16 protein-coding genes are annotated in these 16849 nt (G+C 58.5%); 10 read left to right on the forward strand and 6 right to left on the reverse strand.

Going from position 1 to position 16849, the window contains the following annotated elements:
* Window positions 1-10: 10 nt before the first annotated feature.
* The 3 genes from ACJO5Y_RS06805 to ACJO5Y_RS06815 are packed head-to-tail and all read right to left on the reverse strand — an operon-like array spanning window position 11 to window position 2957.
* On the reverse strand, window positions 11-682 hold the full coding sequence (locus ACJO5Y_RS06805; protein ID WP_406985670.1) for a LutC/YkgG family protein: 672 nt from the start codon (window positions 680-682) through the stop codon (window positions 11-13).
* Window positions 679-2139 carry a LutB/LldF family L-lactate oxidation iron-sulfur protein gene (locus ACJO5Y_RS06810; protein ID WP_406985671.1) on the reverse strand — a complete coding sequence of 487 codons (1461 nt, stop codon included), beginning with the start codon at window positions 2137-2139 and terminating at the stop codon, window positions 679-681. The genes ACJO5Y_RS06805 and ACJO5Y_RS06810 overlap by 4 nt, the downstream gene beginning before the upstream one ends.
* Window positions 2136-2957 (reverse strand): (Fe-S)-binding protein, encoded by an 822-nt coding sequence (locus tag ACJO5Y_RS06815; protein WP_406985672.1) that lies wholly within the window; start codon window positions 2955-2957, stop codon window positions 2136-2138. The genes ACJO5Y_RS06810 and ACJO5Y_RS06815 overlap by 4 nt, the downstream gene beginning before the upstream one ends.
* A gap of 211 nt (window positions 2958-3168) precedes the next feature.
* Between ACJO5Y_RS06815 and ACJO5Y_RS06820 the strand changes: the two genes are divergently transcribed.
* Entirely contained in the window at window positions 3169-3945 is a 777-nt protein-coding gene (locus ACJO5Y_RS06820) for an FCD domain-containing protein (protein ID WP_406985673.1), read from the forward strand.
* On the opposite strand, the gene ACJO5Y_RS06825 is transcribed toward ACJO5Y_RS06820, so the two are convergent.
* Window positions 3942-4796, reverse strand: a complete 855-nt coding sequence (locus ACJO5Y_RS06825) for an Nmad3 family putative nucleotide modification protein (RefSeq protein ID WP_406985674.1) — start codon at window positions 4794-4796, stop codon at window positions 3942-3944. The two genes, ACJO5Y_RS06820 and ACJO5Y_RS06825, sit on opposite strands and share 4 nt — an antisense overlap.
* A 104-nt stretch (window positions 4797-4900) precedes the next feature.
* On the opposite strand from ACJO5Y_RS06825, the gene ACJO5Y_RS06830 reads away from it, so the two are divergent.
* Genes ACJO5Y_RS06830 through ACJO5Y_RS06840 form a run of 3 tightly spaced genes read left to right on the forward strand, consistent with a single transcriptional unit; the run spans window position 4901 to window position 7106 of the window.
* On the forward strand, window positions 4901-5530 hold the full coding sequence (locus tag ACJO5Y_RS06830; protein WP_406985675.1) for a metallophosphatase domain-containing protein: 630 nt from the start codon (window positions 4901-4903) through the stop codon (window positions 5528-5530).
* Window positions 5531-5560: 30 nt separating this feature from the next.
* A complete protein-coding gene (locus ACJO5Y_RS06835; protein ID WP_406985676.1) occupies window positions 5561-6544 on the forward strand; it encodes an LLM class flavin-dependent oxidoreductase in 984 nt (327 codons plus the stop codon).
* Between the two features lie 37 nt (window positions 6545-6581).
* A complete protein-coding gene (locus ACJO5Y_RS06840) occupies window positions 6582-7106 on the forward strand; it encodes a YqiA/YcfP family alpha/beta fold hydrolase (RefSeq protein WP_406985677.1) in 525 nt (174 codons plus the stop codon).
* On the opposite strand, the gene ACJO5Y_RS06845 is transcribed toward ACJO5Y_RS06840, so the two are convergent.
* Window positions 7090-7539 (reverse strand): META domain-containing protein, encoded by a 450-nt coding sequence (locus tag ACJO5Y_RS06845; protein WP_406985678.1) that lies wholly within the window; start codon window positions 7537-7539, stop codon window positions 7090-7092. The genes ACJO5Y_RS06840 and ACJO5Y_RS06845 overlap by 17 nt on opposite strands.
* A gap of 170 nt (window positions 7540-7709) precedes the next feature.
* Between ACJO5Y_RS06845 and ACJO5Y_RS06850 the strand changes: the two genes are divergently transcribed.
* From ACJO5Y_RS06850 to ACJO5Y_RS06875, 6 genes are all read left to right on the forward strand, one after another.
* Complete coding sequence (locus ACJO5Y_RS06850) at window positions 7710-8738, forward strand: TRAP transporter substrate-binding protein (protein ID WP_406985679.1); 1029 nt, start codon at window positions 7710-7712, stop codon at window positions 8736-8738.
* 114 nt (window positions 8739-8852) lie between these two features.
* Window positions 8853-9446, forward strand: coding sequence for a TRAP transporter small permease (locus ACJO5Y_RS06855; protein WP_406985680.1), 594 nt, complete (start codon window positions 8853-8855; stop codon window positions 9444-9446).
* A 34-nt stretch (window positions 9447-9480) separates the two neighbouring features.
* Window positions 9481-10764, forward strand: coding sequence for a TRAP transporter large permease (locus ACJO5Y_RS06860; protein ID WP_406985681.1), 1284 nt, complete (start codon window positions 9481-9483; stop codon window positions 10762-10764).
* Window positions 10765-10796: 32 nt separating this feature from the next.
* On the forward strand, window positions 10797-11237 hold the full coding sequence (locus tag ACJO5Y_RS06865) for a universal stress protein (protein WP_406985682.1): 441 nt from the start codon (window positions 10797-10799) through the stop codon (window positions 11235-11237).
* Between the two features lie 84 nt (window positions 11238-11321).
* Window positions 11322-12902, forward strand: a complete 1581-nt coding sequence (locus tag ACJO5Y_RS06870; protein WP_406985683.1) for a beta-helix domain-containing protein — start codon at window positions 11322-11324, stop codon at window positions 12900-12902.
* A gap of 118 nt (window positions 12903-13020) precedes the next feature.
* Window positions 13021-14433 carry an alanine/glycine:cation symporter family protein gene (locus ACJO5Y_RS06875; protein WP_406985684.1) on the forward strand — a complete coding sequence of 471 codons (1413 nt, stop codon included), beginning with the start codon at window positions 13021-13023 and terminating at the stop codon, window positions 14431-14433.
* 24 nt (window positions 14434-14457) lie between these two features.
* On the opposite strand, the gene ACJO5Y_RS06880 is transcribed toward ACJO5Y_RS06875, so the two are convergent.
* Window positions 14458-16695: a sensor domain-containing diguanylate cyclase gene (locus tag ACJO5Y_RS06880; RefSeq protein WP_406985685.1), complete on the reverse strand. Its 2238-nt coding sequence runs from the start codon at window positions 16693-16695 to the stop codon at window positions 14458-14460.
* Window positions 16696-16849 lie beyond the last annotated feature (154 nt).

Consider the following 16849-nt stretch of genomic DNA (forward strand, 5'->3'; position numbering starts at 1 on the left):
AATATCCCTGTCAGGCGTCTTCCAGAATAAGGACTATCAGCTCCTTCGGCCCGTGGGCGCCGTAGGCCAGCACCTGCTCGATATCCGCCGTCTTGGAAGGGCCTGATACCAGCAATGCATTGGTGGGCAACCCCGCAGCCCAGTTCTGGGCGGTCATCATGTCGTACCAGTTATCGTGAACCCCACTGGCCTTGAGCAGGGCAATATGCACCGGCGGCACCAGGCTCATCAGCCTCGGTTCGTTCCGGTCCGGCCAAAGCACCAGTGACCCCGTTGCGGCAATGCCGCCAATGGTACCCGTCACACTGGCCTGCACATCATTGAAGAGCTCCGCTTTCCACTCTTCGATGGGACGGTCATAGACCCGCAATTCCGGCCGATCCGCTCCATCCTTCCAGGCGTTCGCTAACTGCTCGCCATGAGGTGTGGCCGGGGCATACAGTAGGTTGGCGATCTCCCGCCTAGCCAGCAACTCCGCGACCAGCGCTGGCCAGTCATCCTCACGGGTCAGATGCACTTCGGTGTGCACCGCCTCCATCAGTTCCCGTAACCTGGCAATGCGTTGCTCCGAGGGATAGCGCCACGGGTCGGTCACCAGGGATTCGTCGAACTCGTCCGGGCGCGGCGTTGTGCCAGCCAGACTGGTTCTGAGCTTATTGAGGATATTGGTACGAGCGCTCATGATTTCTCCCCCCCGATGGATGAATTTTTCAGGTGGTCCCGGGCGAGGTCATGGAGGGAGCGTGCAGCGGGCACCGGGGCGCTGTGATTCTCGGTCCACGGGCCCGCTTTTTTTGGCGCAAGCGCCCTGAAACGGGTCGCCCCCCACAGAAAAAGCTTATATAAGGAGGGACGGGTGTTCAGCATGACCCAGGCCCGCCACATCATCCGCTCCTTGCGGGAGTATTTGCTGCCGGCCCCTTTCACCGATACCGGCTCATGATCCGGTGACTGAACGTTTTCCTGCCGCAGCCGCTGCAACAGTTCCGGAATGGGAATCTTCACCGGACAGACTTCCCCGCAGGCACCGCACAGGGATGACGCACTGGGATGATCCGGCACCTTGTCCAGACCCACCATATGCGGGGTAACAATCTTGCCGATCGGTCCCGGATAGACTTCCCCGTAGGTATGGCCACCCACCCGGGTATAGACCGGGCAATGGTTCATGCAGGCGCCGCAGCGAATGCAGTTCAGGGTCTGGCGCATCTGGGCATCGGCAAACGCGCCGGTGCGGCCGTTATCCAGCAACACCAGATGCACTTCTTCCGGGCCGTCCAGTTCATCAGGCTTGCGCGGGCCGGAGATCATGTTGATGTAGGTGGTGATGGGCTGGCCCAGGGCTGAACGGGTCAGCAGGGACACCAGCGGCACCACATCCCGCAGATTCGACACCACTTTCTCGATGCCGGTCACGGCAATGTGCACCGGGGGTGATGTGGTGCTCATGCGGCCGTTGCCTTCGTTCTCCACCAGCAGCAACGTGCCGGTTTCGGCGATGGCAAAGTTCACACCGGACACCCCCACGTCCGCCTCCAGGAATTTACGCCGCAGGATGCGCCGGCCGGTCTGGATCAGCTCATCCACATCTTCGGAGACGTGTTCGCCGAGCTTTTCGTTGAACAGCGCCGACACCTGGCGGGCGTTCTTGTGGATTGCCGGCATGATGATATGGGAAGGCTTTTCATCGTCGAGCTGGACAATGTATTCGCCCATGTCCGATTCCAGGCATTCGATATCACGGTCGGCGAGATAGTCGTTCATCTCCATTTCTTCGCTGACCATGGATTTGCCCTTCACTACCTGGCGACCGTCATGAGCTTCTATGATGCCATGCACAATCTCGTTGGCTTCCTCAACCGTCTCCGCCCAGTGCACCTTTATACCATTGGCGGTGAGTTGGGTTTCCAGTTGTTCCAGCAGGTTCGGCAGGTTGGAGAGTGAGCCTGCCCGAATGCGGTTGCCCAGCTCCCGCAGCCCCTCCCGCTCGTCTTCGTCGCTGAACGCATCCGCCCGCTTGCGCATCAGCGAGTCCATGGCGGTGCGGAAGTTGGAACGCAACTGCGAGTCTGCCAGCGCCTCATGGGCGCGGCTCTTGAAGTCGCTGGCCAGTTCGGTCGCCGGAATGCGCTGATTCATTGCTCACCCCCACACCTTTCCCAAAGGAAGCTGGCCAGATGGCGACCACGGAAAAGCTGTTGCTGCTTTTCCAGGGCGCCGTTGATGTTCATCAGGCAGCCACAGTCGGCGCTGATGGCCTCGGCCGCGCCGGATTCCCTGAGGGCATTGGTTTTGTCCAACACCATGGCACCGGAGATGTCCGGCATGCGTATGGAGAAGGTGCCGCCAAACCCGCAGCACTCACTCTCATGGTCATGGTCAACTCGCTCCACGTTGGCGAGCTGGGCCAGCAGTTCCCGTGCGTGCAGGTGGGTATTCATTTCCCGGCGGGCGGTGCAGGAGGTGTGCAGGGCAACCCTGTGTTGACCACCACGATCAACGAGCTGAACCCTGCAGACCTTGAGCAGGAACTCCGTCAGCTCGAAGGTGCGCTCGGCCAGGTCCTCAACCCGCTTCAGGTTTTCCGGCTCCTCAGCGAACAGTTCCCGGTAGTGATGACGAAACATGCCGGCACAGGACCCCGAGGGCACCACCACCGGGCGACCGTCATCCAGGAGGTCCAACTGCGCCAGGGCCACGGCCCGGGCCTCGTCACGATAACCCGATGTCCACGCCGGCTGGCCGCAGCAGCTTTGTTGTTGTGGAAAATGCACGCGAATGCCCTGCTGTTCCAGCAGGCGAATGGCGTCCAGACCCGCTTCCGGGAAGAACAGGTCCACCACGCAGGTACCGAACAGCGATACCTCCGCAGGCTTGTCAGGATAGCGACGCTCCGTTTCCCGGGCAGGAGCCACCCGGGTGGCATTCGGGGCGGCGTCATAGAACAGCTCGCTCATTGCTTAACGTCCTCCGGACGGGATGAGGCTAGCGTAAATTGGTAATACCAATTTACAGGTATAGTCTGATAAGGTATGTGAGTTGTTTACGGACTGTCAAAGATAGATGTTAGTACATTAGTCTGACAGGCATGGTAGAACGCCGTCCAAAATCGTCAAATGACAGCGTTTCGAATATTGGTCAGACCAATCATCAAGATGCGGGAATAGAATGGGTATCGGTCATATTTCACCAAAGCGCCTTGCAGACACCATTGTCGAGCAACTGGAAACCATGATTCTGGAAGGCACCCTGCACCCCGGGGAGCGGCTGCCGGCCGAGCGGGTGCTGGCTGAGCAGTTCGGGGTATCCCGCCCCTCCCTGCGGGAAGCGGTGCAGCGGCTCGCGGCCAAGGGCTTGCTGGTCAGCCGTCAGGGAGGTGGTCACTATGTGGCCGAGTCGCTGGGCTCCAGCTTCAGCGACCCGCTGATCGGATTGCTGGAAAACCGCCCGGACGCCCACCGGGACCTGCTGGAATTCCGCCGCACCCTGGAAGGCGACTGTGCCTATTACGCAGCCCAGAGAGCCACGGAAGTGGACAAGGCACAACTCAGGGAAGCCTATGAAGCCCTGCAGGCCTGCTACAGCGACGACGGCAAACAGGATGTCAGCGCCGAAGGCGCCGCCGACGCCCGCTTCCACCTGGCCATTGCCGAAGCCAGCCACAATGTGATCCTGCTGCACACCATTCGCGGCTTGTTCAACATGCTGAAAAACAGCGTCGTCACCAACATCGGCGGCATGTACGCAAAGACCGCGGAAACCCGCAATGGACTCATGGAGCAACATCAACAGTTGTTCGACGCCATCATGGCAGGACGTGCCGAGGACGCGCGTGAGATCGCCGGGCAGCATATCCAGTATGTTCAGGGTGTGCTGTCAGAACAGTTCGAGAGTCATCGAAGGCTGGAGCGGTCGCTGCGCAGGGACAAGCTGAGCCGCAGCTAAACCTCCTGACTGAGCAGTCCCGCAACCCACTCCGACACGTCAGGATAGACGCCCATATCCAGCACAAACTCCTGGCCACGGGCCGCGCAGTCCAGATAGCAGTACGGCGGTGCAAGCCGCCAGCGGTCCAATCGGGTGTGATAGCTCAGCGCCGGCCTGCCGTCTCCGGGAAAGAAGTCGGAGGGCAACCGCCACCGGGTTGGCAGGCGTCCGTCCGGATCACTCAGAACCAGGGAATCAGCGAGATGGGTAAACACGCCACTGCCAGGAAACGGCTTCTTGTCGTCCGCAAGGGAAAAGCGGTCGGACGACACATACAGCGTATTACCGGGATCGGGGTCGCCATGAAAGTGCGGATGATAGCCCGCCCAGGGCAAGGCGTCTGACATCAGGTCATCTATCCGGTGCACATCACCGATGTGCAACCAGCCCCAGATGGCATGAAACGGGCGGGAGCCAGGCACAAAGCGCCAGCGCCGATGCCAGATCTCCGCTGTGCGGAACACGCCGAAGAACAAAAACAGATCCCCGGGGCTCACCCCCTGATTGCGCAAATGGCCCTGGGCTGAGCCTGTCTGCCCCAGCACCGGGCGCCAGCCATCCGCCCGCGGAATGGCATCAGCGATCAGGTCCGGATCCAGGTGGGCGCCGTGGTTGCCGCGGATTCTGCCCCGGGTCAGATCCCGGGCAATCTTGCCCAGCCGCCGCGCGCCATGGGTAACGTCATCATAGCGAATACGGGACTGATTATCGGGAATGGGAAGCACGCACAGAGAGCCGTCCGGCAACACCGGGCTTGGGCACCCACCGGCGGAAGAATCAAACCCTTTTCGGCTGAGGATCAGGCGCATGGACTCACTGCAAAAATCATGGACGACATATCGGGGGGCAATGCTATCTTAGATTCCGGGCGATTGCCCGCCACAACGTCAAACCGTCAGCCGGATAGCGAACCATGAGACTTGTCTGCATTTCCGATACCCACAGCATGCACCGCCAGATCCAGGTGCCCGATGGCGATATCCTGATCCACTCCGGTGATGGTCTCGGCGTGGGGTCGCTGGATGAGCTGGAAGACCTCGACAACTGGTTCGCTGAACAACCCCACCCGCACAAGATTCTGATTGCCGGCAACCACGACTGGTGTTTTCAGGACGAGCCACAGGATGCTCAGACCCTTATAAAACACGCCCATTACCTGCAGGACAGCGGCCTCGTACTGGAAGGCCTGAAATTCTGGGGCAGCCCATGGACACCGTTGTTCTTTAACTGGGCCTTCAACCTCGAACGCGGCGCAGCCCTGGCGGAGCGTTGGGCCCAGATCCCCCATGACACCGACATCCTCATTACCCACGGACCGCCAGCGGGCATCCTCGATGCAGTGCCAACCGGGACCGGGTCGCTGAATGTCGGCTGCGATGATCTCGCCAGCGCGGTTGAAACCCTCAATCCCAGGCTCCATATCTTTGGACACATCCATGAAGGCTACGGCCAACTGGACATCGGCCAGCGCCGGTATATCAACGCGAGTACCTGTACCGGCAGCTTCAAACCCCTGAATCCACCCATCGTGATCGATCTTTAGCCCAAAGGTTCGATTCATCCGGAGCACGATATGCCACAACGCCCGCCCTTTTCGCTGCTGGAACTGGCTTCCGTTCGCGAAGGCGATTCCGTCGGAACCACCCTGGCCAACAGCGTGGCCTACGCCCAACATGCGGAAAATCTCGGTTTCAAACGGTTCTGGCTGGCTGAACATCACAATATGGAAGGCATCAGCAGTTCCGCGACATCGGTGCTGATTGGTCACATTGCCGGTAAAACCGAATCCCTGCGCGTGGGCTCCGGGGGCGTGATGCTGCCCAATCATCCACCGCTGGTGATTGCCGAGCAGTTCGGCACGCTCGCCAGCCTGTATCCGGACCGCATCGACCTGGGGCTCGGCCGCGCCCCCGGCACCGATCCGATCACCAGCCGGGCCCTGAGACGTGACGGCCTGGGAGCCGAACAGTTTCCCGAAGACGTGGCCAGGCTGCAGAGCCTGCTCGGGCCACTGCAGCCAGGCCAACCGGTCAAGGCGATTCCCGGCGCCGGCACCAACGTGCCGATATGGCTGCTGGGCTCCAGTCTCTACAGCGCGCAACTCGCGGCCATGCGGGGGTTGCCCTACGCCTTCGCAGGGCATTTCGCCCCCCGGCTGTACCGTGAAGCGCTCAAAGTCTATCGCGACCATTTCCAGCCCTCGGAACAGTTGCAAGCGCCCTACGCCATGCTTGCAGTACCGGCCATTGCAGCGGACACCGACGACGAAGCCCAATGGCTGTCCACCACCAGCTACCAACGTATTCTGGCCCTGTTCCGCGGGCAGCCGCTGTGGATGAAACCGCCGGTGGAGACCATGGACGGGCTGTGGAATGCCGGCGAAGAAGCCAGCGTGCGGGATTTCCTGGGCTTGCAGATACTCGGAGGCCCGGAATCCGTCAGGGATCAGTTGGACCGACTACTGGACTCCGTGGACGTGGACGAACTGATGTTCACCGTCGATATCTACGACCCGGAAAAGCGCCGCCATGCCCTGGACATTCTCAGCCAGGCCTGACAACACCCAAACACGATCAAAGGATGGGGTCCGGAAAATGACCGCAACGACTACCCACGTTTTTCTCTCCCACGGTCTCGAGAGTGGCCCGGAAAGCACCAAGATTCAGGCCATGAAAGAGGCGGCGGAATCCTTTCCGGGCGTCACCGCCGTGGCGGTTGATCATCGCAGCAGCAAGGATCCCGCCACCCGCCTGGAACAGATGAGGCACGCCATGGAGAAGGCGGGAGCCGATCCCGGGCGCACCATCCTGGCCGGCTCCAGCATGGGCGGCTGGGTGTGTGCGCAAACCAGTGCAGAACAACCGGCACTCGGTTGCTTTCTGCTGGCGCCGGCACTGGCCCTGCCCCGCTACACACAATCCAGCCCGGCCATCCAGGCTGAACACGTGCAGATCATCCACGGCTGGGACGATGACGTGGTACCGGCCATGCCGGTCATCGCACTCGCGGAGCAACAGAGGTTGCCCATGCTGATGCTGGCGGATGGCCACCGCCTGGAGAACAGCCTGGAACGGGTGGTGTCAGAGTTCCGCCAGTTCCTCGTCAGGGCTGGCCTATAGCTTCGAACTCCGCCAGCTCCTGGCCGTCGGTATCCAGTAACCGCAGACGGTGGTCATCCATCTGGACGCCGGCGGTGTTTTCCAACGCTCTGAAAAAGGCCTGCTCCGGGATATCGATATCCAGGCATGCACGGCGGGTACTGGCCATGCGACTGAACACCAGGTTCCGGTTGTTGATGACTTCGTACTCGCCACGGAACGCATTGCAGCCACTGAAACCATTCACGACACCGTCATCCCGCAGGATCAGGTGCGCTTCACTGGCTGCGCCGGCATCGGGCGTCGGCTCACCGGCAACTTCCTGAAGCTTCCAGTATGTATTAGTCAACGGCACGCCATCGCTTCCCATCATCGGTTGTGACATGCACCCGGCCAAAACCAACAGGCAGCTGGCAACAATCAGAGACCGCCCTACCATCCACGACTTGTCCATTCTGTTTCCTCCCTTGTACAAGAATCATTCCAATCATTTTTCATTTCACTTCAAGACGATACCTCGCAGCAATCTAAATTGGCCATTTTCTTGCGAAAACCACTTTGTTTTGCCAGTCTTTAATAATGCAGCAATAGTCTGGAGCAAAAAAACTAAATGGAGACAACACGATGAGCAGCTTAAGTAAATTCAAGAAACTGGCCGGAATTTCAGCGATCGCATTCGCGGCCATGACCGCCGCAAACTCGGTGAATGCTGCCAACTGGCGCTATGCCCATGAAGAATACGAAGGCGACGTCCAGGACGTATTCGCCTATAAATTCAAGGAATACATTGAAGAGAATTCCGACCACACCCTGCAGGTGTTTCGCTTCGGCGAATTGGGCGAGTCCGACGACATTATGGAACAAACCCAGGCTGGCATCCTCAACTTTGTAAACCAGTCCCCGGGCTTCACCGGCTCCCTGATCCCGGAAGCGCAGATCTTCTTCATTCCGTACCTGATGCCCACCGACATGGATACTGTGATCAAGTTTTTCCGTGAGAGTGAAGCAATCAACGAAGACTTCCCGGAGCTGTACTCCGAAAAAGGTCTTGAGCTTCTGCAGATGTACCCGGAAGGTGAAATGGTCGTCACCGTCGACGAACCGGTCACCAGCCCGGAAGGCTTCAACAACAAGAAGATTCGGGTGATGACCAACCCGCTGTTGTCTGAAACCTATGACGCCTTTGGCGCAACCCCGACACCGCTGCCCTGGGGTGAAGTCTACGGTGCCCTGCAGACCAACATGATTCAGGGTCAGGAAAACCCGATTTTCTGGATTGAGTCCGGCGGACTGTATGAAGTGTCCCCGAACCTGGTCTTTACCGCCCATGGCTGGTTCACCACCGCCATGATGGCCAACCAGAACTTCTATGAAGGTCTGTCCGACGAAGACAAGAAGCTGGTTCAGGACGCCGCGGATTTTGCCTTCGAGGAGATCCTCGTTCATATCGACGGTCTGGCCGATGAGTCGCTGGCAAAAATTCAAGAGGCCAGCGACGAAGTCACAGTAACCCGCCTGACCGATGAACAGATCGAAGCCTTCAAGGCCCGTGCGCCCCAGGTGGAGAAAAAGTTCATCGAGATGACTGGCGAGCGTGGTGAAGAACTGCTGAACCAGTTCAAGGAAGATCTGAAAGAAGTTCAGAACGACTGAACCGTAATATAAGGAAGCATTCCCGCCGGCCCGTCCGGCGGGAATCTGTATTAACCTCGCCCCGCCGGGGAGTCCCCCTACCGGCCGGGAGCGAGATGCTCTGGAGCAAACCCCATGTCAGAGAAACCCTCAGAGGTAGAAGACGATACCGGTACCTATGAGTCCGGCCTACCCGGTTTTTTGGGAACCATTGATGAAATCATTGCCAAGGTAGAGGCTGTGATGCTGGCAGTCGGCGTGATTCTCATGGCATTGAACACCTGTACGAATGTAATCGCGCGTTTTGTTTTTGGCCAGGGGCTGTTTTTTTCCGGTGAAATCAACCGAATCCTGATTATCCTGATCACCTTCGCAGGCATCGGCTACGCGGCCCGCCATGGCCGCCATATCCGTATGTCTGCGGTTTACGATGCGATTCCTCCAAAGGGACGCAAAGTGCTGATGATTTTCATTGCCCTGTTTACATCCTTGGTGATGTTCTTCCTTTGTTACTATTCCTACGAGTACGTCGTAACCCTCTACGGCCGTGGGCGAATTCTCCCAGCGCTGGGTTTTGAGATCTGGTGGATTTACGTATGGGCCCCTATAGGCTTTGCGATCACTGGCATTCAGTATTTCCTCACGGCCATCAAGAACTTCACCAGTAAGGATATTTACCTCTCCACCGGTGTGATCGACGGCTACTCGGACACTGAATCGGAAGTCTGAACCCTGCAGCTGCTTTAACAAAGGATAGAAACTCATGGCGACTATAATGATGGTGATCATGATCGGGCTGCTACTGCTGGGCTTCCCGATGATGGTTCCGCTGATCACCGGCGCGGTGGTTGGTTTTGTAATGATGTTTGATGGCTTCGGCCAGATGGGCACTTTCGTCCAGCAAATGATGGGAGGCATCCGCCCCGCCTCGCTCATTGCCGTGCCCATGTTCATTCTGGCGGCAGATATCATGACTCGCGGCCAGTCCGCCGATCGCCTGATCCATATGGTGATGGCGTTCATTGGACATATAAAAGGCGGGCTGGCAATCAGTACAGCCACTTCGTGTACTCTCTTCGGTGCGGTTTCCGGTTCTACCCAGGCGACGGTTGTAGCGGTTGGCTCTCCCCTGCGGCCTAAACTGCTCAAAGCCGGTTATTCCGACTCGTTTTCACTGGCGCTGATTATCAATTCCAGTGACATTGCCTTTCTGATTCCCCCCAGTATCGGCTTCATTATTTACGGGGTTATATCCGGAACCTCCATTGCCGAGCTGTTTATTGCCGGCATCGGCCCCGGCGTCATGATTCTGTTCATGTTTTCAATCTACTGCCTGATCTATGCCTACATTAACAAGGTTCCCACCGAGGAAAAGGCCGGCTGGAGAGAGCGGGGGGTCGCCGTCCGTGAAGCGCTATGGCCGCTGTTCTTCCCGGTTATCATCGTAGGCGGTATCTATGGCGGCATTTTCAGCCCGACTGAAGCTGCGGCCGTCTGCGTGCTCTACGCCTTCTTGCTGGAATTCGCTGTTTTCCGCTCGCTGAAATTGCCGGACATTTATCGGATCGCCAAATCCACCGGCCTGATTACCGCTGTGGTTTTCATACTGGTGGCTGTCGGAAACGGCTTTTCGTGGATTATATCCTTTGCACAGATTCCGCAAACCATACTGGAGGCTGTCGGCGTCAATGAAGCCGGTCCGGTCGGCGTGCTGGTCGCAATCTGTATCGCCTTCTTCATTGCCTGCATGTTTGTCGACCCGATTGTCGTCATCCTGGTGCTGACGCCGATCTTTGCACCCGCAATTGAAGCCACCGGCCTCGACCCGGTGCTTGTCGGGGTTCTGATTACACTTCAGGTGGCCATAGGCTCTGCAACGCCACCCTTTGGTTGTGACATATTCACCGCCATAGCCATATTCAAGCGCCCCTACTGGGAAGTGATCCGCGGTACGCCACCGTTTGTCTTTATGCTGATAGCGTCAGCGGGGCTGATCATCGCCTTCCCGCAAATAGCACTGTTCCTGCGTGACATGGCGTTCCGCTGAGAGCTGTAGAGATCAATTTCAGGGAGAAGAGCATGTTCAAAAAGATCCTGGTGGCCGTTGACGGTTCCACGTCGTCGTTCAAGGCAATGGACAAGGCCATTGCGCTACAGAAACTCACGGAAGCCGAGATCTATCTGCTCTGCGTTTACAAGCACCACAGCCTGTTTGAGACATCGCTATCGATCGGGCGTCCCGAAGGTATGGATATCCCTGACAAGGTGTTATCGGAGTACGCCAAGGATGTGGTCAACCACGCCAAGGATCAGGCAAAGGAACGGGGTGCGAAAAAAATACGGGGGTTCGTCAAGGCCGGGCGCCCCTCCAGTGTTATCGTCAAGTTTGCCCAGCAGAAAGAGGCAGACCTGATCGTGGTCGGCTCCCGGGGCACACACAGCGACAAGGACGGTTTGCTGCTGGGCAGCGTCTCCCACCGGGTGGCATCGAATGCGAAGTGCCCGGTTCTGGTCGTGTAACTTTCTGATTCTCCAAGCACCCGTCATCCAAACGTCATCTGTTTGCGTTAAAAAAGATCCGACATTTTTTATGGAGCTGTATCAATGTCGGATCAATCCTCCCTTCTTGTTGAAAAACTCTGGCAACTCAAGCGCCTGATTGATAAGGGCGAATGCCCTGAGGTCACCTTCGTCCACCTTAATAACCTGCTGCGGGAACCGGGTTATCGCAGCGACGTATTACGCCGCGTTGAGGCATCCGGCACCGAGCGTCTGAAACACCTCGCCAAAGATATCCGCGCCCGTGACTCTGGCAAGCCTTTGATGGCAACACCCACCACGGATACCGATAGAGCGGGCCAACCTGCCGCCAAACAGCAACAATCATGGTTACGTCGCAATCTGATATGGATGACCCCTGCCACGGTTGCAGCAGCCCTGGCCGCTGTCGGTTTCACCGCGTTCGAGCCCCAGACCATCCGTGTCCACGAAGACATAATCGCGGACACGGTCTGGGAATCCGGCAAGACGTACATCCTGGAAAAAGCCATTTTTGTCGAGAGCGCCAACCTCACTCTTGAAAGCGGTGTCACGGTAAAAGGCGACAACGGATCAGCGCTGATTGTCACCACGGACAGTAAGCTGTTTTCCCGGGGTCGCCCCGACAGCCCAGTGGTATTCACCAGCAACCAGCCGGAAGGCCAGCGTGCCCGTGGCGACTGGGGCGGAGTGGTGGTGCTCGGCAAGGCACCGGTTAACCAGCCGGGCGCGACTATTGAGGGCGTCTCCGGCAACGATTCCAGAGGCAGTTTTGGCGGCACCGATAATCGTCACAGCTGTGGCGTCATCGAGTACACCCGCATTGAGTTCGCCGGCTTCGAAGTCTACAAGAACAACGAACTCAATGGCCTCACCCTCGGGGGGTGTGGGCGGGACACCATCGTCCGCAATGTGCAGGTGCATCGCGCCCTGGATGATGGCATCGAAATGTTCGGCGGTTCCGTGGATCTCAAGAACATCGTGGTGACCGGCGCTGCGGACGACAGCATTGACTGGGATTGGGGCTGGACCGGCCGCGTTCAGTTCCTTGTCGTCCAGCAACACCCCGATGTGGGTGATAACGCCTTTGAGGGCGATAACAATGGCAATGACCACCAGGCCCAGCCGCGGTCGGAGCCATCATTCTATAACGTCACCCTGGTTGGCACCGGACAGACCGCCAGGAAGCACCGGGGCTTGGTCCTTCGTGAAGGCACTGGCGGTCACTTTCACAATATGATCATCGACAGCTATGGCATTGAAGCGGTCGACCTGCGAGACGAGGTCTCCTCACTGATCGCCAGGGGTTCCCTGACCTTCTCGAACAACCTGATTGCCAACACAGGAAAGCTCGGCAAAAGCACGGATGAATCAGGCCAGGATGATGACGACTTCGGGTTCAGCGAAGGGGACTGGCTGATGGCTCCGGATCAGGATAACCTTCAACGCCTCGACAGCGCTCTGCATATCACCGCCAGGGACCCGGTGGATCCGGACTTCCAGACCCGCGTGCAGATACGCCAGATGACAGCCATGACACCGCCCAAATCCGAGTTCTTTGATGAGTCGGCAAACTACGCCGGCGCCCTGAACCCACGCCTGCAGTCCAGCTGGCTGGACAACTGGACAGCCTACCCACTGCGCTAAACACGCATCTGCGGGTATCCACGTCAACTTCGGATATCCGCAACTCTCCCCTGATTTTGCCGTGCTAGACTTCCGCGCCAACCCGTAAATACAAATTCCAAAGTCACAAGGCGTCATCATGACCGCAATTGTCGATTTTCTGAACTCCATCCTGTGGGGCTATGTCCTCGTCTACGGTCTCCTGGCCGTGGGTGTATTCTTCACTATCCGCCTGGGGTTCCTCCAGTTCGTTAACTTCGGTGAGATGGTTCGCGCCATTCGCGGCTCCCGGGAGAGCGATGTCCATGGCATCTCGCCCTTCCAGGCATTGTGTACCAGCCTGGCGTCCCGGGTTGGCACCGGCAACCTCGCCGGTGTCGCTGTGGCGCTGTATCTTGGCGGCGCCGGCGCAATTTTCTGGATGTGGATGGTCGCCCTGGTGGGCATGGCCACCGGATATGCCGAAAGCACCCTGGCACAGCTGTACAAAGTGCGTGACGGCAAGGGGCAATACCGGGGTGGTCCCGCGGTGTATATTGCCAAGGGACTGAAGGCGCCCTGGGCAGCCGCCATTTTCGCGGTTTGCCTCATTCTTTCCTTTGGGTTGATCTTCAACGCGGTGCAGGCCAACTCCATTGCCGATGCTATGCAGGGCGCATTTGGCGCCCCCAAACTCGGTGTCGGGGTGGTCGTCGCGGCACTCGCCGGGGTGGTGATCTTCGGGGGCCTGCGCAAGATCGTCCGGTTCGCCGAATTCGTCGTACCGTTCATGGCCGGCGCCTACGTACTGCTGGCGCTCGTCATCATGGCAATGAACATCACGGAAGTGCCCGGCGTGCTGGCGATGATCGTGAAAAGCGCATTCGGAATTGAGGAGGCTGCCGGGGGCGCTGCTGGCTCCATCACCGCAGCCATGCTCAACGGCATCAAACGCGGCCTGTTCTCCAACGAGGCGGGCATGGGCTCCGCGCCAAACATTGCGGCAACCGCCACACCGGCGCCCCACCACCCGTCGTCCCAGGGCCTGGTACAGGCCTTCGGGGTATTTGTGGATACCATCATCATCTGTACCGCCACAGCCGTCATGATCCTGCTGGCCGGCGTGCTGGAACCCGGCTCGGGAGTGACCGGTACCCAGCTGACCCAACAGGCGATGGAAGCTCACCTTGGTGAGTTTGGCGGCTATTTCATTGCCGTTGCCATACTGTTCTTCGCCTTTACATCCATTGTGGCGAACTACACCTACGCTGAAAACGCGCTGATCTACCTCAAAGGAGGCAATACCCTCGGGCTGACCCTGCTGCGCCTGGCCGCCCTGGCCATGGTGATCTGGGGCGGGTACGAGGCGGTTATCACGGTCTTCAATGCGGCGGACGCGTCCATGGGACTGATGGCCACCATCAACCTGATTGCCATCGTGCTGCTCTCCGGCACGGTCGTAAAACTGACCAAAGACTATCTGGCTCAGCGCAAGAAGGGGGAAGTCCCGCACTTCAAGTCCACGGATTATCCGGAGCTGCACGAGAAGATCGACAGCAATATCTGGCACTGATCGCCCTCAGCCTGCCTACCGTCGTCAGGACGGTGGGCCGGCGGGACACCCTTCTATCCGATCCCTGCCGCCCTCCTTCGCTCTGTAGAGGGCACGGTCCGCCAGCCCCAGCAAGGCGTCGGCGTCATTGGTGCATTCCGGCCAGCCTGCGACACCTACCGATAAGGTAATCCCTCCCAGGTCCTGAGCCTCATGGATAATGGGGATCTCCCGCATGGCCCGACATAGATTTTCTGCTTTTTCCCGGGCATTGGACAAACTCGCACCGGGCATGATGACCACAAACTCCTCGCCACCATACCGGCACACCACATCACTGCCCCGAAACTGCTGCAACAGTACTTGCGCCACAATTTTCAGGGCACTGTCACCCGCTTCATGACCATGGGTGTCGTTGAACCGTTTGAAATGGTCAATATCGACCACCAGCAAGGCCAGCGGCGTATGACTCCTGATCGCCCCGGCAGTCTCGTGTGCCAGCAACTGGTTGAAGTAACGTCGGTTTTTCAGGCCAGTCAGCGCGTCTTCGTAGGAATATTTCTTGAGCTCCTCATGCAACCAGATGCCAGACAGGGTAATGCCGATCCGCTGCAACCCCTGATCCAGGGCATGAAACAGCCGCGCCGCGCCGTATTCATTGCCCCGGGGCGCAAAGTTCTCCGGGATCTCAACCATCAGCAATCCCATAACCAGGGCTCCCTCGCTGGCCGACTGAACCGTTACCCAGAAACACGCGGTGTCCTTCAGCGCCCTTTGCTGTTCGTGGATGTGTTCCGGGGGTGTGGCCAGGTATCGGGGAGACACCTGGGTGGGCGTGGGCAATCCCCCGGAGGTATCCAGAATCAGTGCAAACTTCGGGAGTTGTCCGGCATAGCCCCAATGGTTGACGCGTTCGTATGCCCTGCCATCATCAATACGCTGATAGAGCGCGCCTCGTAGCGGGCTGCAAAGATCCGGAAGAACCCGGGCAAGATAACTGAACGCCCGCGCCAGCCCCGGGCAATCCTGAAGCCCGGCGATAATGTCATTAAGCATCCGGCTCTTTTCATTTTCAAAGGTGAGCAGCCGCACTCTTCCCTGTTCCCGGCGGGCCAGCGCCTCGGCTTTGTTTGTGCGTTCGGCGACCTGTTGCTCCAGTGACAGATTCAGCCGATACAGAGTTTGCTGGGTGCGGGCGTAATGCCACAGCGAGATCACCACCACCGCCAGCGCGAACATCAGGGCGCCCCAACTGACCGGAACCCGCCCCCAGGGCAACACACCGTGCGCCACCGCCATATCCACGATCAGAAACACGCAAAACATGGCGTAGGTCAGCAGGATAATCCGCTGTTCCAGCAGCAGGTATTTGAACCGCTGGATCACCACTGCGGTCATCGTCACCAGGGACACCAGGAACAGGGCATCAAACGGCGGGAACGTCGACGACAAATCGATCACGCCAGCCAGGGACAGCCCGATAGCAGCCACCACGTAGGCCAGGTGAATTTTCCAGACCAGATTGATGATCCCGGGCCGGTGATCGGCCAGCCACTGCCCAAGCAGCAGCGTCATCGCCACCGGCAGCAGGTAATAGGAGCCAGCGGCCAGGTAGTCCCAGACCAACGGAGCATTCCATAGCAACTGGCTGGCCTGACTCTCCGCCAGCAACATGCCTCCCGATGCAAACGCAAACAGCGCCAGACTGCCAAAGCTCTTTCTCTCGGTCTGAAGCACCGCGAAAATCAGTGCCAGCAACCCGATTAACGCCGAAAATCCCGCAATCACCAGTGCTTCCAGGGAGTTCCCGAGGATATACAACACCAGATCCGGTCGATCCATGATCGACACTTCACCCCAGAGACCGATATCGGTGTAGTTGGAGAACACCCGGAAGTACAATAGCTTGCCCTCAAAGCTCTCGGGCAGGGAAATCGCATGCCAGGGCCAGCCGGCGAATCGCCCGCGCCCCCGGTCATCGAAGGCGCCGTACTGATAGATCTTTTCGCCCTCGAAATACACCTGGACGATCAGGTCGACACTGAAAATGTACAGCACGGGTTCCTGCCATTCCCCCTCCGGCAAACTGACCCGGAACCACACGTGCTGGCGACCATCGCGATCGGGAGGATTGGACGGAAACCCGATCTCATGCCAGTCGCCATCTTCGGGCTCGCCCAGCGCCCACACCGGTGTGCCGTCACTGGCAGTGGGTGAATCGCCCCAACGATATTGCCAGCCCTCGGAAAGCATCCGGGGCGAGGCTGTTGCGACACCACACATAATTAAGCAGACAGTCAGAACAACCAGTCTGGCGAGAGAAAGTGGAACAAAACGCATCCTGGACATAACCTGATGGGTTGGCCTGCCCTGAGTATAAGACACGTCAGTGTTTCACACTGCAGAATGACAATCTTTTACGGTCTGTTTACACAGG

It is taken from the genome of Marinobacter alkalisoli (assembly GCF_045449855.1).
Taxonomy (GTDB): domain Bacteria; phylum Pseudomonadota; class Gammaproteobacteria; order Pseudomonadales; family Oleiphilaceae; genus Marinobacter.